The organism is Acidiphilium acidophilum, from assembly GCF_033842475.1.
Classification (GTDB): Bacteria; Pseudomonadota; Alphaproteobacteria; order Acetobacterales; family Acetobacteraceae; genus Acidiphilium; species Acidiphilium acidophilum.
On sequence record NZ_JAWXYB010000018.1, the window covers coordinates 3447562 to 3469783 of the forward strand.

At 64.0% G+C, this 22222-nt stretch carries 22 protein-coding genes and 1 pseudogene; 11 read left to right on the forward strand and 12 right to left on the reverse strand.

The window, feature by feature from the left end; all coding sequences use genetic code 11:
- The first annotated feature begins 209 nt into the window (after positions 1-209).
- The 8 genes and pseudogenes from SIL87_RS19025 to SIL87_RS19060 all read left to right on the forward strand — a co-directional run bounded on the left by SIL87_RS19025 (position 210) and on the right by SIL87_RS19060 (position 5529).
- Complete coding sequence (locus SIL87_RS19025; RefSeq protein WP_319615720.1) at positions 210-488, forward strand: hypothetical protein; 279 nt, start codon at positions 210-212, stop codon at positions 486-488.
- Positions 488-772 (forward strand): annotated as a pseudogene (locus tag SIL87_RS19030) (flagellar type III secretion system pore protein FliP); the annotation flags it as partial. The gene SIL87_RS19025 and the pseudogene SIL87_RS19030, both read left to right, overlap by 1 nt.
- 90 nt (positions 773-862) lie before the next feature.
- On the forward strand, positions 863-2035 hold the full coding sequence (locus SIL87_RS19035; protein WP_319612376.1) for an IS4 family transposase: 1173 nt from the start codon (positions 863-865) through the stop codon (positions 2033-2035).
- Between the two features lie 11 nt (positions 2036-2046).
- The gene (locus SIL87_RS19040; protein ID WP_319615721.1) at positions 2047-2532 is read left to right on the forward strand and encodes a flagellar type III secretion system pore protein FliP; all 486 of its coding nucleotides are present in this window, start codon (positions 2047-2049) and stop codon (positions 2530-2532) included.
- Between the two features lie 109 nt (positions 2533-2641).
- Entirely contained in the window at positions 2642-3052 is a 411-nt protein-coding gene (locus tag SIL87_RS19045; protein ID WP_319615722.1) for a ketosteroid isomerase-related protein, read from the forward strand.
- Positions 3049-3594 carry a GNAT family N-acetyltransferase gene (locus tag SIL87_RS19050; protein WP_319615723.1) on the forward strand — a complete coding sequence of 182 codons (546 nt, stop codon included), beginning with the start codon at positions 3049-3051 and terminating at the stop codon, positions 3592-3594. Before SIL87_RS19045 ends, SIL87_RS19050 begins: the two co-directional genes overlap by 4 nt.
- Before the next feature lie 74 nt (positions 3595-3668).
- Positions 3669-4496 carry a UDP-2,3-diacylglucosamine diphosphatase gene (locus tag SIL87_RS19055; RefSeq protein ID WP_319615725.1) on the forward strand — a complete coding sequence of 276 codons (828 nt, stop codon included), beginning with the start codon at positions 3669-3671 and terminating at the stop codon, positions 4494-4496.
- Positions 4480-5529 (forward strand): glycosyltransferase family 4 protein, encoded by a 1050-nt coding sequence (locus SIL87_RS19060; RefSeq protein WP_319615727.1) that lies wholly within the window; start codon positions 4480-4482, stop codon positions 5527-5529. The genes SIL87_RS19055 and SIL87_RS19060 overlap by 17 nt, the downstream gene beginning before the upstream one ends.
- Positions 5530-5577: 48 nt before the next feature.
- Here the strand turns inward: SIL87_RS19060 and rplT are convergent, their stop codons facing one another.
- From rplT to ccmA, 4 genes are all read right to left on the reverse strand, one after another.
- Positions 5578-5934 (reverse strand): 50S ribosomal protein L20, encoded by a 357-nt coding sequence (gene rplT, locus SIL87_RS19065; protein WP_319615728.1) that lies wholly within the window; start codon positions 5932-5934, stop codon positions 5578-5580.
- A gap of 13 nt (positions 5935-5947) precedes the next feature.
- Positions 5948-6151, reverse strand: a complete 204-nt coding sequence (rpmI, locus tag SIL87_RS19070) for a 50S ribosomal protein L35 (RefSeq protein ID WP_319615729.1) — start codon at positions 6149-6151, stop codon at positions 5948-5950.
- Positions 6152-6286: 135 nt separating this feature from the next.
- Positions 6287-6940 carry a heme exporter protein CcmB gene (gene ccmB / locus SIL87_RS19075; RefSeq protein ID WP_319615730.1) on the reverse strand — a complete coding sequence of 218 codons (654 nt, stop codon included), beginning with the start codon at positions 6938-6940 and terminating at the stop codon, positions 6287-6289.
- A complete protein-coding gene (ccmA, locus tag SIL87_RS19080) occupies positions 6937-7542 on the reverse strand; it encodes a heme ABC exporter ATP-binding protein CcmA (protein ID WP_319615731.1) in 606 nt (201 codons plus the stop codon). The genes ccmB and ccmA overlap by 4 nt, the downstream gene beginning before the upstream one ends.
- Positions 7543-7656: 114 nt before the next feature.
- Here ccmA and acnA point away from each other — a divergent pair, with 114 nt between their 5' ends.
- A complete protein-coding gene (acnA, locus tag SIL87_RS19085) occupies positions 7657-10344 on the forward strand; it encodes an aconitate hydratase AcnA (protein ID WP_319615732.1) in 2688 nt (895 codons plus the stop codon).
- A 163-nt stretch (positions 10345-10507) separates the two neighbouring features.
- Here the strand turns inward: acnA and SIL87_RS19090 are convergent, their stop codons facing one another.
- The 8 genes from SIL87_RS19090 to SIL87_RS19125 form a co-directional block, all read right to left on the reverse strand.
- Positions 10508-10876 carry a hypothetical protein gene (locus SIL87_RS19090; RefSeq protein ID WP_319615733.1) on the reverse strand — a complete coding sequence of 123 codons (369 nt, stop codon included), beginning with the start codon at positions 10874-10876 and terminating at the stop codon, positions 10508-10510.
- Positions 10876-11502, reverse strand: a complete 627-nt coding sequence (locus SIL87_RS19095) for a cytochrome c oxidase subunit 3 (protein ID WP_319615734.1) — start codon at positions 11500-11502, stop codon at positions 10876-10878. Before SIL87_RS19095 ends, SIL87_RS19090 begins: the two co-directional genes overlap by 1 nt.
- Positions 11499-13535, reverse strand: coding sequence for a cbb3-type cytochrome c oxidase subunit I (locus SIL87_RS19100; RefSeq protein ID WP_456304838.1), 2037 nt, complete (start codon positions 13533-13535; stop codon positions 11499-11501). The genes SIL87_RS19095 and SIL87_RS19100 overlap by 4 nt, the downstream gene beginning before the upstream one ends.
- 47 nt (positions 13536-13582) lie before the next feature.
- Positions 13583-14629, reverse strand: coding sequence for a ubiquinol oxidase subunit II (locus tag SIL87_RS19105; protein ID WP_319615737.1), 1047 nt, complete (start codon positions 14627-14629; stop codon positions 13583-13585).
- Positions 14630-14849: 220 nt separating this feature from the next.
- Positions 14850-15590: a manganese catalase family protein gene (locus tag SIL87_RS19110; RefSeq protein WP_319615739.1), complete on the reverse strand. Its 741-nt coding sequence runs from the start codon at positions 15588-15590 to the stop codon at positions 14850-14852.
- Between the two features lie 152 nt (positions 15591-15742).
- Positions 15743-19663: an ATP-binding protein gene (locus SIL87_RS19115; protein WP_319615740.1), complete on the reverse strand. Its 3921-nt coding sequence runs from the start codon at positions 19661-19663 to the stop codon at positions 15743-15745.
- Positions 19660-20028 (reverse strand): response regulator, encoded by a 369-nt coding sequence (locus tag SIL87_RS19120; protein ID WP_319615741.1) that lies wholly within the window; start codon positions 20026-20028, stop codon positions 19660-19662. Before SIL87_RS19120 ends, SIL87_RS19115 begins: the two co-directional genes overlap by 4 nt.
- Before the next feature lie 206 nt (positions 20029-20234).
- Positions 20235-20879, reverse strand: a complete 645-nt coding sequence (locus tag SIL87_RS19125; protein ID WP_319615742.1) for a hypothetical protein — start codon at positions 20877-20879, stop codon at positions 20235-20237.
- Positions 20880-20930: 51 nt separating this feature from the next.
- On the opposite strand from SIL87_RS19125, the gene SIL87_RS19130 reads away from it, so the two are divergent.
- Both SIL87_RS19130 and SIL87_RS19135 read left to right on the forward strand, forming a co-directional pair.
- Positions 20931-21389: an NUDIX hydrolase gene (locus SIL87_RS19130; RefSeq protein ID WP_319615743.1), complete on the forward strand. Its 459-nt coding sequence runs from the start codon at positions 20931-20933 to the stop codon at positions 21387-21389.
- 223 nt (positions 21390-21612) lie between these two features.
- Positions 21613-22161 carry a PEP-CTERM sorting domain-containing protein gene (locus tag SIL87_RS19135; RefSeq protein ID WP_319615744.1) on the forward strand — a complete coding sequence of 183 codons (549 nt, stop codon included), beginning with the start codon at positions 21613-21615 and terminating at the stop codon, positions 22159-22161.
- The last annotated feature ends 61 nt before the right edge of the window (positions 22162-22222 follow it).

Sequence of the window (22222 nt, forward strand, 5' to 3'; positions counted from 1 at the left end):
TCATTCCGATCATGACGGCACCATAACCCGCAATCATTAACGAACGACTAACGGGCCACCGATTTGATTTTTTGAAAATCGCTCCGGTTCGCCGCAATGGAAACCGGAAATTAACCTTTCCGGTGCAGATTATCCGCATGGCAGGCACCCCGAGGCGCATCCCGCGCCCGCCCGGTTCGCCTTCCCCGTGGCGCGGAGATGAAGTTTCGATGTTGCAACCGACAATCCTGAACGCAACCCTCGCGCTGGCCGTCATGCTCGGGCTCATCACCGGCCTCGCGTGGCTGATCCGCCGGCTCGGGTTGATCGCTCTGCTCGACCGCGCCGGAACCCCCCGCCGCATCGCGGGGCGGGTGTCCCTGGCGCTCGACAAGGGCCGCCGCCTTTCGATCGTGGAGGTGGAAGGCTGGCGCTTCGCCGTGCTCACGGGCGGGAGGTCGGATCAGTTGCTCATGCTCGAAGCCCCCGCGCGCAAGGAGAGCGTCTGATGCGCAAATCTGTCCTGCGCCGGGCCTGCATCGTCGCGATCGCCGCCGCCGGATCGGTCGGCATTGCGCACGCCCAGTCGGTTTCGCTCGATCTCGGGCATGGCGGCGCACCGGAAACCGCGAAACTGATCCAGCTCGTGCTGTTCATCGGGCTGATGGCGCTCGCCCCCAGCCTGCTCGTGATGCTCACCGCCTTCACCCGCATCATCATCGTCCTCAGCATCCTGCGCACCGCTCTGGGCATGCAGACCATGCCGCCCAATACCGTGCTGATCGGCCTCTCAGGAATCCCCCCATTTTCCATAGGTCCAGGTATTGCGCCGATTCGCTGCGATTCTCTACCAAGCGTTGGAATGCATGGATGAGGGTGGATCATGGGAATTGCAGCATCGAAAAAGCGTGATGGTGGGCGGTTGAAGGACATCCGCGCATTCATTGACGAGTTGTATGCCCACGATCTCCACGCCAAACGCGTTGACTCCCTGTCTGCTGCGACACTGGGCGTGATGACCGGCGCGTCGCTCGCCGTCGCGATGATCGGTCAGGCGTTGGCACAGGCGCGCGGGCTGGTGACCAAGCACGCGATCAAGCAGGTTGATCGCATGCTCAGTAACGAGAGTATCGACGTCTGGGAAAGCTTCGCCCGTTGGGTACCGCATCTGGTGGGTTCGCAGACCGACATCGTCGTTGCCATGGACTGGACGGATTTCGACGGCGACGATCAGGCAACGTTGGCGCTCAACCTGGTGAGCAAGCATGGCCGGGCGATGCCTCTGTTGTGGCTGTCGATGTGGAAAGAGGAATTGAAAGATCAGCGCAACGCCATCGAGGATACTTGCCTGCGCCGCCTGTCGGAGGTTGTCCCGCCCGGCTGCCGCGTGACCATCCTGGCCGACCGCGGCTTCGGTGACCACAAGCTGTTCGCGTATCTTACGGAGCTTGGCTTTGCCTATATCATTCGCTTCCGCGGCAACATCCATGTCACCGATGCCGCAGGCGAGACGCGAACCGCGGCGGACTGGGTCGGCAAATCGGGCCGGGCGCGCAAACTGCGTGGTGCGCGCGTCACCGCCTCGCACGCCTATCAGGTCGGTGCCGTGGTGTGCGTACATGCGCGTGACATGAAGGAGCCGTGGTGCCTGGCGAGCAGTGACGCCGTGGCGTCTGCAGGGACATTGATCAAGCAATATTCCCGGCGCTGGACGATCGAACCCAGCTTCAGGGACGTCAAGGATTTGCGTTTTGGGATGGGGATGGCTGAGATCCGCATCGCCGAACCAGAGCGGCGCGATCGGCTGCTGCTCATCAGCGCGTTTGCGATGGCGCTGCTGACCATGCTCGGGACGGCAGGCGAGAGCCTGGGAATGGATCGACAGCTCAAGTCCAACACTTCGAAGACCCGCTCACACTCGTTGTTCCGTCAGGGGTGCATGCTCTATGAATTGATCCCGAACATGCCGAAGCACCGGCTACTGCCCCTGATGCGGCGGTTCACGGAAATGCTGCGCAGCAGCGGCATATTCGGCAATTCCATGCCGGCTACGTAATGAGGGGATGAGTGAGGATCGGCCTCGCTCTGTTCCTGACCTATTTCGTGATGCAGCCGGTCTTTGCGCAGGCATGGCATGTCGGGTTGCTGCCGATGACCCAGGGCAGCATCGATACCATGACCGGCATCAGCCGCGCCGCCGCCCCGTTCCACACCTTCCTCGCCCAGAACACCAGACCGGTCGATATCCGCATGTTTTCCACCATCGCCCATGCCACCATCCCGGCGCATCGGGCCGAGGTCACATGGCGGGTCCTGATCCCGAGCTTCGTGGTCGGCGAACTCCGGCGCGGCTTCGAGATGGGGTTCATGATCTATCTGCCGTTCATGGTGATCGACCTCGTGGTCGCGGCCATCCTGATGAGCCTGGGCATGATGATGCTGCCGCCCACCGGCGTATCGCTGCCGTTCAAGCTGATCTTCTTCGTGATGATCAATGGCTGGCAGCTGATCTGCGGCAGTCTGGTCCGCAGCTTTCCGATCCCGCATTTCTGACCGCGCGCCATGCCGTGTCGGCCGGTTTCGCCCGCAAGGTCGCTTCGGTCCCTTGATATCGCGGCCGAAACTTGGAATGCTCGCCGCACATCCGACCGGAGCCCGCCCTATGCCGACAGCCACCAAGACCCTGATCGATTCCTACTACGCCGCCTTCAACGCCGGCCAGTCGCAGGCGATGCTCGATGTGCTGACCACAGATGTGGTGCACGACATCAATCAGGGTGCAAGGGAGATCGGGCGCGAAAAATTCGCCCGGTTTCTCGACCATATGAACATCGCCTATCGCGAACGACTGACCGATATCGTGGTGATGACCAGCGCGGACGGATCGCGCGCCGCCGCCGAGTTCGTGGTCCATGGCGAATATCTGCGCACCGATCCCGGATTGCCGGCAGCGCATGGCCAGCGCTACGTCCTGCCCGCCGGGGCATTCTTTGAAATCCGCGACGGCCTGATCGCGCGCGTGAGCAATTACTACAATCTGGAGGACTGGCTGAAGCAGGTGGGGGCCACATGACCGTCCCGGTCATTGCCACGGCGCGGCTCGATCTGGTGCCGGTGTCCCTGGAGGATGCCGCCTTCGTGCAGGCCGAATTCCCGCATTGGGAGATCGTCGAATTCATGAACGCGCGGGTGCCGTGGCCCTATCCGGCGGATGGTGCGCTGGTGTTCCTGCGCGATGTGCTGCTGCCGCAGATCGCGCGGGGCGAGGCCTGCGCCTGGACGATCCGCCTGCGTGACAGCGGCACGCCGATCGGCCAGATCAACCTGCGGATCGGGACGGACGAACACCGGGGCTTCTGGATCGCGCGCGCGTTCCAGCGCTGTGGTTATGTCACCGAAGCGGTGGCGGCGGTGACCGATCATTACTTCGAAATCCTCGGTCAACCCGAATTGCGGGTTTCCAAGGCGGTCCAGAACACCGCCTCGCGCGCGGTTTCGCGGCGGCAGGGCATGCGGCTGGTCGCCACCGACGAACGCGATTACGTCTCCGGCCGCCATCCGACCGAGATCTGGGCGCTCACCCGCGAGGAATGGCGGGCGCGCAAACCGTCATGATTTTGCAAAAAGCCCATACCCTGTCATCAGAGTTTCACTAGGCCCGACACCGCCCGATCGCGTAACGAGCGGGCATGACAGCTTCATGTGCCCCGACCGGCTACCGCAGCGTGTTCATTTCCGACACGCATCTCGGCACGCGGGGATGCCGGGCGGATTTTCTTGCCGATTTCCTCGCCCGCATGAGCGCGGATCATATCTATCTGGTGGGCGACATCATTGATGGCTGGCGGCTCAAGCGGGGCTGGTACTGGGACAGCCATCATGACGACGTGCTGAACGCAATTCTGCGCCATGCCCGCAACGGCGCCAAAATCACCTATGTGCCCGGCAACCATGACGAGGTGGTACGGCGCTTCCTGCCGCTGGGGCTCGAAATGGCCGGGGTGACATTCCAGGCGGAGGCGCAGCACGTCACGGCGGCGGGGATGCGGCTGCTGATCACCCATGGCGACCAGTTCGATTCCGTGGTGTGCTACGCAAAGACGCTGGCGCTGTTGGGGGACTGGGCCTACGCGGCGGCGCTGGTGCTGAACCGCTATTTCAACATGGCGCGGTCCTCGTTCGGCTACCCCTACTGGTCGCTCTCGGCCTATCTGAAGCGCCAGGTCAAGGAGGCGGTCAAGGCGATCGACCGGTTCGAGACCGCGCTCGCGGCGGATGCGCGGGCCCGCGGGTTCGACGGCGTGGTCTGCGGCCATATCCATCATCCCGAGATGCGGATGGTCGATGGCGTGATGTACATCAACGATGGCGATTGGGTGGAAAGCTGCACCGCTCTGGTCGAACATTGGGACGGGCGGCTGGAACTGATCGACTGGGCGGCGCTCAACAAGTTGTCGTTCCTTGTGCCGCGCAAGCCGGCCGCGGTCGCGGGGCTGATGGATGCCGCCGCCGCCTGACCCGGCCTGTGCCACGCCCTGCCGGATCATGATCGTCAGCGATGCCTGGCACCCGCAGGTCAACGGCGTGGTGCGCACGCTTTCGATGCTGACCGCGCAACTGGAAGCGCTGGGGCATGAGGTGATGGTGGTCGGGCCGGACCAGTTCCGAACCCTGCCCTGCCCCGGCTATCGCGAAATCCGCCTCGCGGTGCTGCCGGGCCGGCGTCTCGCGCGGCTGATGCGCGCCTTCCGGCCCGATGCGCTGCATATCGCGACCGAAGGTCCGCTGGGGATGAGCGCCGCACGCCTCGCCCGCGCGGCGGGGTGGCGCTACACCACGGCCTATCACACGCGGTTCCCCGATTATCTCGCCGCGCGGATCGCCATGCCGCGCCGGTTTGCCTATGCGTGGCTGCGATGGTTTCACGGGCGCGGTGCCGGCACGATGGTGGCCACCGCATCGCTCGCCGATGAATTGCGGGGCCGCGGTTTCACCAACATCCGCCTCTGGTCGCGCGGCGTCGATCCGGTGCTGTTCCATCCGGACCGGGCGATGGCACGGTCCTGGCATCGCCCGATCTTTCTTTCGGTCGGGCGGCTGGCGGTCGAGAAAAACCTCACCGGGTTCCTCGATCTCGATCTGCCGGGCACGCGGGTCGTGGTGGGCGACGGGCCGGAGCGGGCGCGGCTGGAACGGCGCTATGCCGGTCCGAATGTGGTGTTTCTCGGTGCGCGGCAGGGAGTGGAGCTGGCGGGATTGTTCGCGAGTGCGGATGTTTTCGTGTTCCCCAGCCGGACCGACACGTTCGGGCTGGTCGTGCTGGAGGCATTGGCCTCGGGCGTCCCGGTCGCGGCCTATCCGGTGGCCGGACCGCGCGACATCATCGGCGGCGTCATCCCGGCGGTGGGTATCCTCGATGAAGATTTGCGCTTGGCGGCGCTCGGCGCGCTGGGCCTCAGCCGCGCCGCCTGCCGCCGTTTCGCCGAAGATTTCTCATGGAAATCCTGCGCCAGCCTCTTCATGACCCATCTGGTCCCGATGGAGGCCTGAGCCCCCAAGAGCCGAAGCCCTTGAGGAACCGAAGTTTTTTACCCGACCTTACGCCCGCACGGCCTTGGCCGCCTCGACGACAGCGGCAAAGCCCGCCGGATCGTCGAATGCCATGGCCGAGAGCACCTTGCGATCGAGGTCGATATTCGCGGTTTTCAGCGCCGCGATGAACTGGCTGTAGGTCAGCCCGTGCTCGCGCACCGCGGCGTTGATGCGCTGGATCCAGAGGGCGCGGAATTCGCGCTTCTTAACGCGCCGGTCGCGGTAGGCGTATTGGAGCGACTTTTCGAGCCGTTCGAGCGCGATCCGGTAGCTGGTCGACGAGCGGCCGACGAAGCCCTTGGATTGCTTGAGAACTTTTTTGTGCCGGGCGTGGGTGGTGACGCCCCGTTTTACGCGTGCCATGTGTTATCGCTCCTTAACCGAGACCGTAGGGGGCCCACTGCTTGACGGTCTTGCCGTCCTGCTCGGGCAGCGCCATCGTGCCACGATTGGTGCGCTTCATTTTCTGGGAACGGTTGATCAGCCCGTGGCGCTTGTTGCCGTGGCCGCACAACACCTTGCCGGTCGCGGTGATCTTGAACCGCTTTTTGACCGACGACTTGGTCTTCATTTTCGGCATTTTCATCTCCTTCACGTCCATGCCCGGACTCCGGGTGCGCGGTGTGCGGCCGGGCATGCCAAAACGCCCGGGCTCGCGACGAGATCGCGCTGGAAGCGGCGGTATAGGCAAAACCACGCGCCCGCGCAACCGCGTTCAGGACACCGCGGCCCGCAACGCCGCCCCCGCCGCGAGCGGGGCCATCGGCAGGAACAGCGCAAGCAGGCCAAGCAGCATGGCGAATTCGGATAACGGATGGGTCGCGACCGCCCCCGCCGCGCCGAAAATCAGCGCCGGGATCATCAGCGGCAGCGCGATCAGCGGCAGCAGCACGGTGCCGCCGCGCGCCCCGAGCGTGACCGCCGCACTCATCCCGCCCACCAGCGAGAGCAGGATGGTGCCGGGCAGCAGGGTGAGCAGCAGTTGCGGCACGGCGGCATCATCGAGCCGCAGCATGATCGCGACAGGGCCGGCGATGATCAGCAGCGGGAGGCCGGTGGTCAGCCAGTGGCCGATGATCTTGCCGAAGGCGACGGCGCTGGCCGGCAGGCCGGACACCATCAGCTGGTCGAGCGCGCCATCCTCGTAATCGGCGGCGAACAGCCGGTTGAGCGGCAGCAGCGCTGCGAGCAGCGCGATCACCCACACCACGCCCGGCGCGATGCCCGCGAGCACCTGCTCCGAAGGCCCGATCGCGAAGGCGAACAGGCTGGCGGCGATCACGAAGAACAGCAGCGACGCCACCGAATCCCCGGCATGGCGCAGTGCCAGCACGAGTTCGCGGCGGATCAGCGCGAAAAACGCCCTCACGATCCGGCCCGGCTGAGATCGAGCCCGACCGAACCCGGCAGGTCGAGCGGCAGATGGGTCGCCGCGATGATCATGCCGCCGCCCGCCCGGTGGCGCGCGAAATTCGCCTCCAGCCGGCGGACCGAGGCGGCATCGAGCCCGGTGGTCGGTTCATCGAGCAGCCAGAGCGGCGCGCTGGACAGGGCCAGCCGCGAGAGCGCGAGCCGCCGCCGCTGCCCCGAGGACAGCAGCCGCGCCGGCAGATCCGCGAACCGCTCCAGATCGACCGTGGCCAGCGCCGCCACGATATCGGCGCGCGAGCGGCGGCGCGCGAGGCCGAGATTGTCCGCAACCGTCAGCCCCGGCTTGATCGCGTCCATATGCCCGACGAACACGAGCCGGGTGGCGTGAAGGGGCGGATCGTCGAGCGCATCCTGATCATCCCAGAGCAGCGCCCCGGCGGCGGGTGGGGTCAGCCCGGCGAGCAGGCGGATCAATGATGATTTCCCCGCCCCGTTCGGCCCGACCAGCAGCAGCGCGCCGCCCGCCGCCAGCCGGAACGAAACATCGCGGAACACGAGTCGTTCGCCGCGAATCGCGGCGAGGGAGCGTGCCTCAAGCATGGCTAATTGACCGCTGCGACAATGGACGCGCGGCGGCGTGCGTGATTTAAGCGGATCACGTATCGGTTTTGCTGCGGCGCGAAACGCCGAACTCCGCCAAGAGGATGAAGCATCATGAACATGATCGGTCAGGACAGTCTGAAAACGGAAACGACGCTGAGTGTCGAGGGCAGGAACTATACCTATTTCGCACTCAACGCGGCGGCTGAAAAGCTCGGCGACATTTCCCGCCTGCCGCGCACGCTGAAAATCCTGCTCGAAAACGTGCTGCGCTTCGAAAACGGCACGTCCTACACGGTGGAGGATGCCAAGGCGCTGGTCGCGTGGACCGCCTCCGCCCACTCGGACAGGGACGTGCCGTTCCGCCCCGCGCGGATCCTGATGCAGGATTTCACCGGGGTTCCCGCCGTGGTCGATCTCGCCGCGATGCGTGATGGCATCGTCAAGCTCGGCGGGGACGCCGCCCGGGTCAACCCGCTGGTGCCGGTCGATCTCGTGATCGACCATTCCGTGATGGTCGATGTGTCCGGCCGCAAGGACGCGCTGGAACGCAATGTCGATATCGAGTTCGAGCGCAACGGCGAGCGCTACGAATTCCTCCGCTGGGGGCAGGACGCGTTCGACAATTTCCGCGTCGTCCCGCCCGGCACCGGCATCTGCCATCAGGTCAATCTCGAATACCTCGCCCAGGCGGTCTGGACCGCGACGGCGGATGGCAGGACCCTCGCCTACCCGGACACGCTGTTCGGCACCGATTCCCACACCACCATGGTCAACGGCATGGGCGTGCTCGGCTGGGGCGTCGGCGGGATCGAGGCGGAGGCCGCGATGCTCGGCCAGCCGATCGCCATGCTGATCCCGGATGTGATCGGCTTCAAACTCACCGGCACGCTGCGCGAGGGCATCACCGCGACCGATCTGGTCCTGACCGTCACCCAGATGCTCCGCAGGAAGGGCGTGGTCGGCAAATTCGTCGAATTCTACGGTGCCGGGCTGGATCAGCTCCCGCTGGCGGATCGGGCGACCATCGCCAACATGGCGCCGGAATACGGCGCGACCTGCGGGTTTTTCCCGGTCGATCAGATCACGCTCGATTACATGAAGCTTTCGGGGCGCGACGAGCACCGGATCAAGCTGGTCGAGGCCTATTGCAAGGCGCAGGGCCTCTGGCGCGACGACAGTGAACTTACCTTCTCCGACACGCTCGAACTCGATCTTTCCAGCGTCGAACCCTCGCTCGCCGGACCCAAGCGGCCACAGGACCGGGTGGCGCTGTCCAAAGCCGCATCCGCCTTCGCCACTGAACTGACCAAGTCGCTCGGGGTCCCGGCCAACGATGTCGGTGCCAAGGGCGAGGTCGCGGGCCGGAATTTCTCGATCACCCATGGCGATGTCGTGATCGCGGCCATCACGTCGTGCACCAACACCTCCAACCCCTCGGTCCTCGTCGCCGCCGGGCTGGTTGCGCGCAAGGCCCGCGCGCTCGGTTTGAAGCCCAAGCCCTGGGTGAAAACCTCCCTCGCCCCCGGCTCGCAGGTCGTCACCGAGTATCTCGACAAATCCGGCCTCACCGCCGATCTCGATGCGCTCGGTTTCGAAACCGTGGGCTACGGCTGCACCACCTGCATCGGCAATTCCGGCCCACTGGACGATGCGATCGCCGAGGCCATCGAGGACAACAAGCTGGTCGCGGTCTCGGTACTGTCCGGCAACCGCAATTTCGAGGGCCGGGTTCACCCCAATGTCCGGGCGAACTACCTCGCCTCCCCGCCGCTGGTGGTCGCCTACGCCCTGCTCGGCACCATGATGGTGGACATCACCACCGCGCCGATCGGCCAGGATCAGAACGGCAACGACGTGTATCTCAAGGATATCTGGCCGACCACGCGGGAGATCGCCGATCTGGTGAAATCATCGCTCACCCGCGAGATGTTCCTCGACCGCTACGGCGATGTGTTCAAGGGCCCGAAACAGTGGCAGGCGATCGAGGTGGAAGGCGAGTCCGAGACCTATCATTGGTCCGGTTCCTCGACCTATGTGAAAAACCCGCCCTATTTCGAGGGGATGACCATGGAGCCGAAACCGGTGACCGACATCACCGGTGCGCGCATTCTGGCTCTGCTCGGCGATTCGATCACCACCGATCACATCTCCCCCGCCGGCAGCTTCCGCGCCACCACCCCAGCTGGTGAATATCTTGCCGAACGGCAGATCCTGCCGAAGGATTTCAACTCCTACGGCTCACGGCGCGGCAACCACGAAATCATGATGCGCGGCACCTTCGCCAATATTCGTATCCGCAACGAAATGCTCGACAACGTCGAAGGCGGCTACACGAAACACTACCCCTCCGGCGCGCAGATGCCGATTTACGACGCCGCCATGCGCTACAAGGCCGAGGGCGTGCCGCTGGTCGCCATCGTCGGGCGCGAATACGGCACCGGCTCCTCGCGCGACTGGGCCGCGAAAGGCACCATGCTGCTCGGCATCCGCGCCGTGATCGCCGAAAGCTTCGAACGCATCCACCGCTCAAACCTGGTGGGCATGGGCGTGCTGCCGCTGGTCTTCAAGAACGGCATGACCCGCAAGACGCTGGAATTGCGCGGCGATGAAACCATCGACATCCTCGGCCTCGATTCCCTCTCGCCGCGGATGGATATCGACATGCTGATCCACCGCGCCGACGGCACCACCGACAAGGCGACATTGCTCTGCCGCGTCGATACCAGGGACGAGGTGATGTATTACGAAAACGGCGGGATTTTGCAGTACGTGCTGCGGAGCATGGCACGGGCGGCGTGATCGGGGGGGGTTAAGGAAGAAAGCGCTTCTTTTTTGAAAAAAAGGAAGCAAAAAACTTTTTTGATCTGGGGCACGGGTGGTTTCACAGGCACGAGCACAGCGAACGGAAGTTTTTTGCTTCTTTTTTACAAAAAAGAAGTGCTGCCCTTCTCGACCCCCGCCCTCACATATCCGCGCCCTGCACCTGCATGAAGTGCATCATGGTGCGGGGGTACAAAGTGTGGAACATCCAGCCGGTCAGCCCGACGGAGAGCACGAACAGGGGCAGGACCAGGATGAGCGAGAAGGTTTTCCACTGCTGCGATTTCGACAGGTCGAGCCGGAACATCAGCAGGGCCTGCGCGAGCAAAGCGAGGCCTGCGAGGATCGAGACCGCGATGATGAAGTTGAGGTAGTGCATGGTGTGCCGCAGCGTCAGCAGCAGGGCGATCGCCATGAAGATGACCGAGAGCAGGTAGCCCGAGACGTAGGCGAGCGGGCTGGCGTGGCGGACTTCGGGGTGATCGAGCGGATCGGCTTCATGGGCTGACATCAGAACGCTCCATTGAGGTAGACGAACACGAACATGCACACCCAGATCGAGGCCTGAAAGACCCAGAACAGGCGCAGGTTGAGCAGGCGGGTGACGACTTCGGTGGTGAACCCCTTGAGCGCCACCTGAGCCATCATCACGGCCATCCACAGCATCCCGAAGGCCATGTGCAGGCCGTGGGTCGCGATCAGGACGAAGAATATCGACATCAGGCCGCTGCGTTCCGGTGTGATGCCGTGGGCGACCAGCGTTGCGAAATCGTTGATTTCGAGGCCAAGGAACACGCCGCCGAGCACGAAGGCCGAGAGCAGGCCGGCGAGGACGAACATCCGGTTGCGCGCCTTCAACCCGACCATGGCGAGGCTGTAGGCGAGCACGCTGGTGAACACCACGATGGTCTGCACGAAGGCTTCGAGCGGGTGGACGACATTCTTGATCTGCGGGCCGCCGGCGGCGTTGAATTTGTGATCCAGCACCGCGTAGGCGGCGAACAGCCCGGCGAAGATCAGGGCGTCGCTCATCATGTAGAGCCAGAAGCCCAGCGTTTTCATCGCGATGGGGTCGGGCTCGGGGTGGTGGCGCGCCCAGAGCCGGTGGGAGGGCGTCAATCGCTCAGTACGGCTCATGACAGCGCCTCAAGCTCGGCAACCGGCGGGGAGATATGGTCGGTGATGATGCCGGTTCCTTCGGGTTTCTGTTCCATCCGCCGGACAGCGTCGGCGCTCAGTACGATGCCGGATTGATCGGCGAAGGAGCGCAGGATGACCACGCCGATGATGCCGAGCAGGCTCAGCCCTGCCATCCACCAGATCCGCCAGGTCATGCCGAAGCCGAAGCCGAAGGCCAGCGCACCGATGACGGCGGGGGCGATGGAGCTTTTCGGCAGATGGATGTCCTCATACTCTTCCGGTCCGGAATCCTCGAAACCACTTTCCCGGCGCGAGGCCCATTCGTCCCGCCCGTGAACTTCGGGGATGACCGCGAAATTATAGTAGGGCACCGGCGTCAGCGTCATCCATTCCAGGGTGCGCGAGGTCGACCACACGTCCTGGCCATGCGATTCCTTGGCGCGGTCGCGTAGGCTGACATAGATCATCTTGAAGAAATAGAAGACCGCCACGCAATAGAGGAAAATGCCGAATTCCTCGATGTCGAGCAGCGGCTGCCAGTGCGGATCGTAAAGATAGTCCAGCCGCCGGGTCATGCCCATGAAACCGAGGGTGAACATGGCGCTGAAGGTGGTCGCGGTGCCGAGCGAGAAGAAGATGAAGAACTTGCGGCCCGAATTTTCATCGAGCCGGAAGCCGAACACTTTTGGGAACCAGAACATCATCCCGGCGAAGATGCCGTACACGCTGACCAGGAACATCATGTGGAAATGCGCGATGACGAACACGCTGTTATGGACGGTGTAGTTGATCGCGGGAATCGCCAGCATCATGCCGGTGAGCCCGCCGACCAGCAGCAGGATCAGGCCGCCGATCGCCCAGAGCATCGGGGTTTCGAAGCGCAGGCGGCCACGATAGAGGGTGAGCGACCAGTTGAACACTTTCACCCCGGTCGGGATGCCGACCAGCATGGTCGAGACGCTGAAGAACAGATTGACGCCCGGTCCCGCCCCCATGGTGAAGAAATGGTGCAGCCACACCGCCCATGACAGCCCGGCGATCGAGAGGGTTGCCGCGACCATCACGGTGTAGCCGAAAAGGGCCTTTTCCGAGAATACCGGGATGACTTCGGACATGATGCCCCAGGCCGGCAGGATGATGAAATAGACCTCGGGGTGGCCCCAGATCCAGAACAGATCGGTATAGAGCATGAGGTTGCCGCCCATGCCGCCGGTATAGAAATGGGTGCCGAGGTAACGGTCCGAGCTGAGCAGGGCCAGGGCCACGCCGAGCACCGGGAAGGCGGTGAGGCCGATGGTTTGGGTGCTCAGGCTCGCCCAGGTGAAGAACGGCATCCGAAACCAGGTCATGCCCGGTGCGCGCATCATCACGATGGTGGTGATCAGGTTGAGCGCGCCGAGCGTGGTGCCGAGGCTGCTGAGTTGCAGCGCCCAATCCCAGTAATCGACGCCGACGCCGGGGCTGTAGGGCAGTTCGGTCAGCGGAATGATGCCGACCCAGCCGGCATGCGAGAAATCGCCGACGAACAGCGAGATCATCACCAGCGCGGCTCCCGCGGCGGTGAGCCACAGGCTGACCGCGTTGAGGTAGGGGAACGCCATGTCCCGCGCGCCGATCTGGAGCGGGACGATGATGTTCTGGAACCCGGTGAGAACGACCGTGACCGCGAAGATGATCATGATCGTGCCGTGGGAGCTGTAGATCTGATCGAAATGGAACGGCGGCAGGTAGCCGTGCAGCGCCTGAAGATGACCGGCGGAATGGGGGCCATCGGCCATCGCCTGCTGGGTCCGGATCATCACCCCGTCGATGAAGCCGCGAAACAGCATGACCAGCCCGACGATGATGTACATCACCCCTATTTTCTTGTGGTCGAGCGAGGTAATCCATTCACGGATCAGATAGCCCCATTTGCGGTAGTAGGTGAGCGCCGCCATGATCACGAGGCCGGCACCTGCCGCGAAGATGAAGGCACCGAGCACGATGCCGTTGTGATAGGGGATCTGGCCGAGGGTGAGCCGGCCGAACAGCGGCGTCCAGGGGCCTTGGAGATGAACCAGCACTGTGATGTCCCTCGTTATGATTTCTGCGAAGCGTAGGCGGTCAGATATCCGGCATGATCACGCTTGTTCCTGAGCATGTCCTTGGTCAGGAAAATCGGGGTCCGGTAGGTCTTGCCGTCCATCGCCGCGGTGATGACATGCCGGAACAGATGCGGCTCGACATCAGCGTAGATCGCGTGATGGTGCGTGATATTGACCGTGGGACGGGCGAGTTTCTCGAATGCGGCGTAGCTGAGGCGGCTGGTGCCGCCCTTGACCTTGGCCACCCATGTCTTGAAATCGGCGGCGGAGACCGCGTGGGTCGGAAACTGCATCCACGACATGCCGGCGCCGCTGATATCCGCCGAGAAGCCGATCCATTTTCCGGGATGATCGACCCGCATGACGTCCTTGGTCCGCATGCCGGGCATCACGTCGATCATGCCGATGAGTTGCGGGATATAGAAATCGTTGACCACATCGGTCGCGGTCAGGCGGAATTCGACGGTCCGCCCGGTCGGCACATAGACCGTGTTGAGGGTCGCGATCTTTTGTTTCGGATAGATGAACAGCCATTGCCAGTCGGTCGCGACCACGTTGATGATCAGCGGGTGGACCGCCACGGCCCCGCCGGGCGGGGGGTTCGCCGCCGAGGTCTTCCGGTTGAGTATGGTCGGGTTATAGGGGTTGACCCCGAACACGCCCTGCCAGGAGAAATAGCCGAGCGCGATCACCGCGATAAGCGGAATCCCCCACATCAGCAATTCGAGGCGGACCGAATGGGTGAATTCGGGATCGTATTTCGCCTGACGCGAGGCCCGGTAGCGCCACATCGCGATCAGGATGAAAATCAGGGTTGGCAGAATGATGCAGAGCATGATCAGCACGTCGATCACGGTGAAGCGCCATTCGGCGCGCGCGATCGTGCCGACCGGATCGAACAGGCGGATATGGGTGTCGCTGCAGCCGCCGAGCAACAAAGCCAGACCCATCGGTGCCCGGCCCATCCAGCGGCGCCAGTTCGCCCTTGCGGGCTGCGCCTTCGCTTCGGGCTGGGCCGGCAAATCGAGTCGGGCATTCATGGCGTCACCCGTGCTGAACGTACCCAAACGTTTTTATCCCTTCGTAAGTCCGAGCCGTATTCCTGTAGTGGCATACATATCGGCGCATGTTACGAATCGATCAACTGGCGTTTACAAATCCAGTGGTCACATATAATTGTTCAATACACTATATCTTGAAGTCGAAACGGAAAGTTCACGTGACCGGCATTGCTCGTCATGCCGGTCACGTGATCGCAATTCAGGCCGCCTTGGCGTGCGACGAGGTTTTTTCGTCATCGGGATTTGACATGCCGGGCGGCTTGCCACCGGTCGGCTTCGGGTCGGCGACGTATTCGAACGGCGCGGTGTTCCACGGACCGCGCATGTCCTCGCCCTGCGACAGGTTGTACACGACATTGACGGTCTCGTCCGGCTGGATGGTGCCGAACATCGGGTCGGTCAGTTTGCCGAGCGAATCGAGCGCTTTCATGAACATCTGCGCGTGGGTGATCTCGCGGGTCAGCAGATGGACCAGGGTTTCGCGGGTGCTCTCATCGTCGCACTGGTGGATCAGGGCTTCGTAGGTCTGGCGCGCCCCGGCTTCGGCAGCGATATTGGCCCGCAGATCGCGCACCACGTTGCCGCCTTCGTTGATATAGGAAGCGGTCCAGGCCGAGCCCTGACTGTCGACGAAATGCGGGCCGATGCCCTTGATTGCGAACAGCGGCACATCGTGGAGTTTGTGATGCTGCTTCTGGGAGGTATGCTGGACGATGAGTTTGCCGACCATTTCGAGGTGGCTGAACTCCTCGATCGCGATGTCCTGCAACATGTCACGGATGCCGGGATCTTCGACGTGGAAGGATTGGACCCAGTACTGGAGCGCCGCCGTCAATTCACCGGTCGCGCCGCCGAACTGTTCGAGCAGATACTGGCCGAAAACCGGATTCGGCGTCCCGACTTTGACGGGCCGGATGGTTTCCTTGCGATGGTAGAACATGATGGTATCTCCTGCGAATTTATAAAACCTTACCGCAGGTGATGCGAGGCGGCGGGGACCGCAACCGGCAGATGCGGAGATGACCCATTGTTCACGGCCCGGTCAACCGGTGGTGATCGATCGGGAACGGGCCGTTGTCAGGGTTGCGATGATCAGCGGTGCGGCTGGTCGAGAACGTCGCGGATGCGGGTGGCGAGCTGTTCGAAGGTGAACGGCTTGGTCAGCAGCGCGACCCCGGCATCGAGCCGGCCCTGATGCACGATGGCGTTGCGGGAATAGCCGGTGGTGAACAGGACGCGCAGGTCGGGGCGGATGATCTGGGCTTCGGTTGCCAGTACCCGGCCGGTGCGGCCTGGGAGCACCACGTCGGTGAACAGCAGGTCGATCCGGCCCGGGGTGCGGATGATCTCCATCGCAGCGTCGGAATCGGCGGCTTCGAGCACGCTGTAGCCGAGTTCGTTGAGCATCATGACGCTGTAGCTGCGCACATCGTCGTTATCTTCGACGACGAGGATGATCTCCTCCTTGAGGCCGCCGGGCGGGGCGACCGCGACGGTGGCGGCGGTATCGGTCAGATCGCCCCGATAGCGCGGGAAATAGAGCCGGACCGTGGTGCCCTGGCCCAATTCGCTATAGATGGTGATGTGGCCGCCGGATTGCTTGACGAAGCCATAGACCATGCTGAGCCCGAGGCCGGTGCCCTTGCCGACCTCCTTGGTGGTGTAGAACGGCTCGAACACCCGGCCCAAGGTTTCGGTGTCCATGCCGCTGCCGCTGTCGCTGATCGAGACCACGGCGTACTGGCCGGGGATCACTTCGGAATCCCGCGCGGTGTAGGAATCATCGAGCATGGTGTTGCCGGTTTCGATCGTCAGCTTGCCACCGCCGGGCATCGCGTCGCGGGCGTTGACCGCGAGGTTGAGGATGGCGTTTTCGAGCTGGTTCTGATCGACCTCGACCGGCCAGAGCCGCGCGGCGGTGACGGTTTCTAGCTCGATGGTTTCGCCGAGGGTCCGGTGCAGCAACTCGGTGCTGTCGCGGACCACGGCATTGAGGTCGAGCGGCCTGGGGTCGAGCGGCTGGCGGCGCGAGAAGGCGAGCAGGCGGGCGGTGAGGGTCGCGGCGCGCTGGGCGCCCTGGGTTGCGAGGTTGAGGGCGCGGGTGACGCGGGGATTGTCCTGCGGGCCGCGGCGGCGGATGGTATCGAGACCGCCGATGATTACGGTGAGCAGATTGTTGAAATCATGGGCGACCCCGCCGGTGAGCTGGCCGACCGCTTCCATTTTCTGCGCCTGGCGCAGGGCATCTTCCGCCTGCAGGCGTTCGGCGACGGCGACGGCGATCCGTTCCTCAAGGGTGGCATTCAGCCGTTCCATCGCGCGGGTCTGGGCTCGCAGCTCATCCTGCGCCGCCTTTTCGCCGGAAATGTCGATCACCGCGCCGATCAGCCGGGTCCCGGTGGCGGAACCCGCTTCGAGCATGCCGCGGGCGATCACGTGGCGCGGGGCATCGCCGCCGAGAATCCGGTATTCCGCCTCGAAGGGCCGATTTTCCATGATGGCTGCCGCGATCGCGTCAACCACGCGATCCCGATCGTCAGGGTCGATCCCCTGGGTGAACTGCTCCAGCGGGAGGCCTTGGGCCGCCACCGCTTCGGGGACGCCGAAAAACGCGACGAGGGGACCGAACACCATGGTGCGGTTGGTGTCGACATCGAGTTCGAAAATCGCGACCCGTCCGGTGGCCAGCGCGATGTCGAGGCGTTCGCGGGTCATCAGCAGTTGCTGCTCGCTGCGCATGATTTCGCGCGCGGCCTCACGCCGGACCATCGCCATCTGGATGTTGGTCGCGACGCGCGCCAGCAATTCGCGGGCGGCGAAGGGCTTGGTCAGGTAATCATCGGCCCCGGCGTCGAGGCCTTCGATTTTCGCCTCCTCGCCGGCGCGGGCCGAGAGCAGCACGACCGGTGTGCCGGCCAGAGCGCGTTCGGCCCGGACGGTCCGCAGCAGGCCGAACCCGTCGAGCCGGGGCATCATGACGTCCGAGAGGATCAGATCGGGGGGTGCCTGCCGCGCGGCTTCGAGGGCGGCGAGACCATCGGGGACCGCTTCGACCGTGTAGCCCTGGCCGGTCAGCAGGCGGCTGACATAGTCCCGCATGTCGGTGTTGTCGTCGGCGAGGATGATGCGCTGGCCACGCCTCGCGCGATCGGGGTGCGAGCCGTCCTGCATGGCGGGGGGGACGCTCTGGTCCGGCAGCCAGCGCATTGCTTCCTCGACGAACAGGGCGGCATTGCGGGGTTCGGCAGCGGAACTTGCGGTCGCGATCTGATCGGGCGGCAGATGGGCGGTGCCGAAGGCGAGGTGGATGATGAAACAGGTGCCGGTGCCCGGTTCGCTCTCGACGGCGATGGTGCCGCCGTGGAGGCGGACCAGCTCCTGCACCAGAGCGAGGCCGATGCCGCTGCCTTCGATGCTGCGGCCCTGGCCGGCTTCGACCCGGTGGAACCGCTCGAACAGGCGCGGCACCTCGGCGGGGGGAACGCCGATGCCGGTATCGCGGACCCGGATTTCGGCGTGGGTGCCATCGGCCGTGGGGCGAACAGTGAGGTCGATGCCGCCGTGGAGGGTGAATTTGAAGGCGTTGGAGAGCAGGTTGAACAGAATTTTTTCCCACATCTCGCGATCGAGATAGACCGGCGCGGGCAAGGCGGGCGTCTCGACCTGGAGGGTGAGGCCGGCGCGCTCGATCGCGGCGCGAAAGCAGGAGGCGATTTCGGCGCTGAAGGCGGCGAGGTCGGTGGGGGCGAAGCGCGCACCGGTGCGGCCGGCCTCGATCCGCGAGAAATCGAGCAGGTTGTTGACCAGGCGCAGCAGGCGGGTGCCGTTGCGGAAGGCGAGCGCGATCTGGTCGTGGACCGCGCCTTCGGTTGTGGCCAGCGCGTCTTCCAGCGGGCTCAGCATCAGGGTCAGCGGGGTGCGGAACTCGTGGCTGACATTGGCGAAGAAAACGGTTTTGGCGCGATCGAGCTCGGCCAGCGCCTCGGCCCGGCGGCGTTCCGCCTCGAAGGCGCGGACCCGGGCGAGGGCGGCGCCGATCTGGCCGCAGAGGAGGGTGACGAAATCGTTATACGCGGGGTCGAACGCCCGGTTGGGGTTGAGGCCGACCACCATGACCCCGGCGGTGGTTTCCTGCTCGGCCTGGTTGGGGATCGGGACGATCAGGGCGTTGGCGGGCGGGCGGTCCCAGATGCCGTGGGGGAGGGTCGCGAAGCGGTCGGCGAGGTCGGTGACGAGGACGGGTTGGGCGGTTTGGAGGATCGCATTGATCGGCCAGACCGGGTCGGTGGCCTCGATCCGGACGGGCGAGGCGGTGAGGCCCGGGGCGATGCCGGAATGGGCCACGAGGTCGGCACCCGCGTGCTGCTGGTCGTAAAGGTAGGTAAGGACGAAGGGGAGGTCGGCGGTGTTGGTGGCGAGTTCGGTGCCGACGGTGGAAAACAGGGCGGCTTCGTCGTTCGCGGCGGCGGCGGCGGCGCCGAGGCGGCGGAGGGTTTCGAGCCGGCGGTCGTTGATGACCCGTTCGGTTTCCTCGACGACGACGCAGAACATCCCCGCGATCGCGCCATCGTCGTCGAACAGGGGGCTGTAGGAAAACGTGTGGTAGGTTTCCTCGGTGAAGCCGCTGCGCTGCAGCAGGAGCAGCATGGCTTCGGAGTAGGTGGCTTCGCCGGTTTCGAGCACCTGGGCGATCAGGGGGCCGATATCGGGCCAGATTTCGGCCCAGACGTTCCGGGCCGGTTTGCCGAGGGCTCCGGGGTGCTTGACGCCGAGGGTGGGACAATAGGCGTCGTTGTAGAGGAATGTCAGATCGGGGCCCCAGGCCATCCACATCTGGTAGCGGGAGGTGACCATCATGAGGACGATGGAGTGCAGGCTGCGGGGCCAGGATTCGAGCGGACCGAGGGGAGTTGCGGCCCAATCGTGAGCGCGGATGAGATATCCCATTTCGCCGCCGCGATCGAGCTGGTCGATGCCGCCGGACGGGCGGTCCGTCGGCGTCGGCGGGGTCATGTGGTCCCGAGGGCCGTGCAGATCCGTTCGATCAGCGGATCGATCGCGAAGGGTTTGGCGGCGGTTTGCCAGTGGGAGCGGTTGTCGGGGCAGTCGCCGTCGCCGTAGCCGGAAAGCAGGAGGAAGCGGATGCCCCTTGCGTCGAGGGCTTCGGCGATCGGGTAGACTTTGCCGTCCGCCACATTGACGTCGAGCAAAGCGAAATCGAGCGGCTCGGTGGTGGCCGCAGCGTGGGCGGCGGCGACGCTGGGGAAAGGGCCTACGATTTCGCAGTCCTCGTCCGCGAGGGCGGTTTCGAGCAGCAGGGCGATCATTGGTTCGTCATCGACGATCATGATGCGTTTGCCGGTTAGCCGGGGCGTCATGGCAGGCCAAGCCGGGCGATACCGGCTCTTATTGGGAATTTGTTCATTCGCCGCCCAGATGGCGTGCAATTCATGCCGGTGCAAGGGGTTTTGCGAGTGGCGCAGAAATAATCCGGAGCGTGATTGTTGCGGAACTTTATCTGTTTTTGAGGCGAAGTATATAATTACGATATCGTAACGACGTAGACGTGGCTCGGCGCGGCGGGTCAGGCGGGTTTTTTTGCGGGGCCGGGCCAGCGGTGGGACCATGAGTTCCAGCAGGGTGTGTCGTAGATGCCGACCAGGGTGAAGCCGTAGTCGCGGGGTTTGCGGGGTTTGGGCGGTCGGGGTGGTTTCGGTTCCGGGACGGGTTTGGGCAGTTGCAGCCATGAGGGCGGGGCGATGCCGAACATGCGGCAGAGCGAGCGCAACGTGGGGGCGGATTTCGGGGTTTGGGCGATGAGGTCGGCGGTGGCTTCGGCGGCGAGGAGGGCGGTGAGCGCGGCGGTGGCGGCGGCGATGTCGTCGGCGGCATCCGGCAGATAGCGCGGGGTGAGGTGCTGCAGCCAGGCAGGGCAGCGCATGATCATGCCCGGGGTGGTGTTGGGGTTGGGGCGTGGGCGCGGCGGGGCGGGTTTGGGTGCTGGGCTGGGTGTGGGTTTGGGTGTGGGTCCGGGTTGGGTGCCGGAGGAGGTGATGGCGCGGGTGAGGCGGCGGATGAAGAAGTCGAGGTGGCGGAGGAGGATTTCGACCGTGAAGTCCGACATGGTGGGGCTGGGGGTTTTGCGCGCGACGCTGACCACGAGATCCCGCAGGATCCGGACGAACTGGGCGACGGGGTGGTGGGGGTGAGTGGGCGCGATGCTGGACACCCTCGCTATTAATCACATGGGGTGGGGGGTGAGAAAGCGGGGATTTCGGCAATGGCGGGCGGGTTGCGGCTTCGGTATGGTTGGGGCGTGCCGGACCTGCCGATTTCGCGGATCATTCATATTGCCGCCGCGCTGCTGATTGCGGCGGATGGGCGGATGCTGCTGGTGCGAAAGCGCGGGACGTCCGCTTTCATGCAGCCGGGGGGCAAGATCGGGCCGGATGAGGATGCGGTGACCGCGCTGGTGCGGGAGTTGCGGGAGGAGCTTGGCGTTGCGGTGCATCCGGCGCAGGCGGTTTATCTCGGTTGTTTCGAGGCGGACGCAGCCAATGAGCCGGGGCATGTGGTGCGGGCGGAGTTGTTCCGGGTGGCGCTTTCGGGGACGGCACGCCCGGATGCCGAGATCGAGGAGATGATCTGGGTCGATTCCGGTGTGGCCGCTGGCGTCGAACTGGCGCCTTTGACGCGGGATTATGTGGTGCCGATGCATGCGGCGCAGGCACGTCTTTGATAGAACATCAATGACCGGGGGCTGAAATCTCGCAGCGCACCCGGCCTCAGTCGGCCTGATTTGTCAGGATTCTTTACACATTGTTTTTTGGAACCGTCCCATCCCATTCAAAATTAAGGGAATCATGATCTGGCATAGAAATTGCTAGACGTTTCGGCGCCAGACCGATTTGTCGTGGCGGCGGGACTGCTCAACGAATTTGGGCATAGATCAGGAGACTCAGATGAGAAAAATCTTTATCGCTTTAGCGACCTTCGCGGGGTTGGCGGCTTCGGTTTCGGCTCATGCCGGGGCTTACACGCCGGCGACCAGCGTGACGTACGATACGATCGGGCGACAGTTCACGATCACGGATAACGGTCCCGACACTGTCTATGTGGCGCCGGGGCAAAGCTTTACCTTGACGGGTAACTGGTCGATCGGAACGGTGGACACGAGCTATTGTCCCGACTGTATCATTCAGTTGTATCTTGCGGGCGTGTCACCTTTGGCTGGCCAGTCGAATCTTTATTCCAGTGGGATTCAAAATAACAATCAGGCGAGCGGCACATATGCGCTGACGCTGACCGCGCCGACCTCGTTGGGTACCTATTATGCCGGGGGCACTTCGACGCTTGACTATCAATACGATCCAGTAAGTGGCGGCGCGAATGCGGCGGGTTTGGTCAATTATCAGATCAACGTGCCGGAGCCGGGCAGTCTGGCCCTGCTTGGGACCGGGCTGGTTCTTCTGGGTTTTGCGATCAGAAGGCGCCGGAATACCGGTATCTGAGAGTTATTCCGGAGCGGCTTCTTCAGTTTGAAACCGCTCCGGTGCTACTGTCGGCGGCATT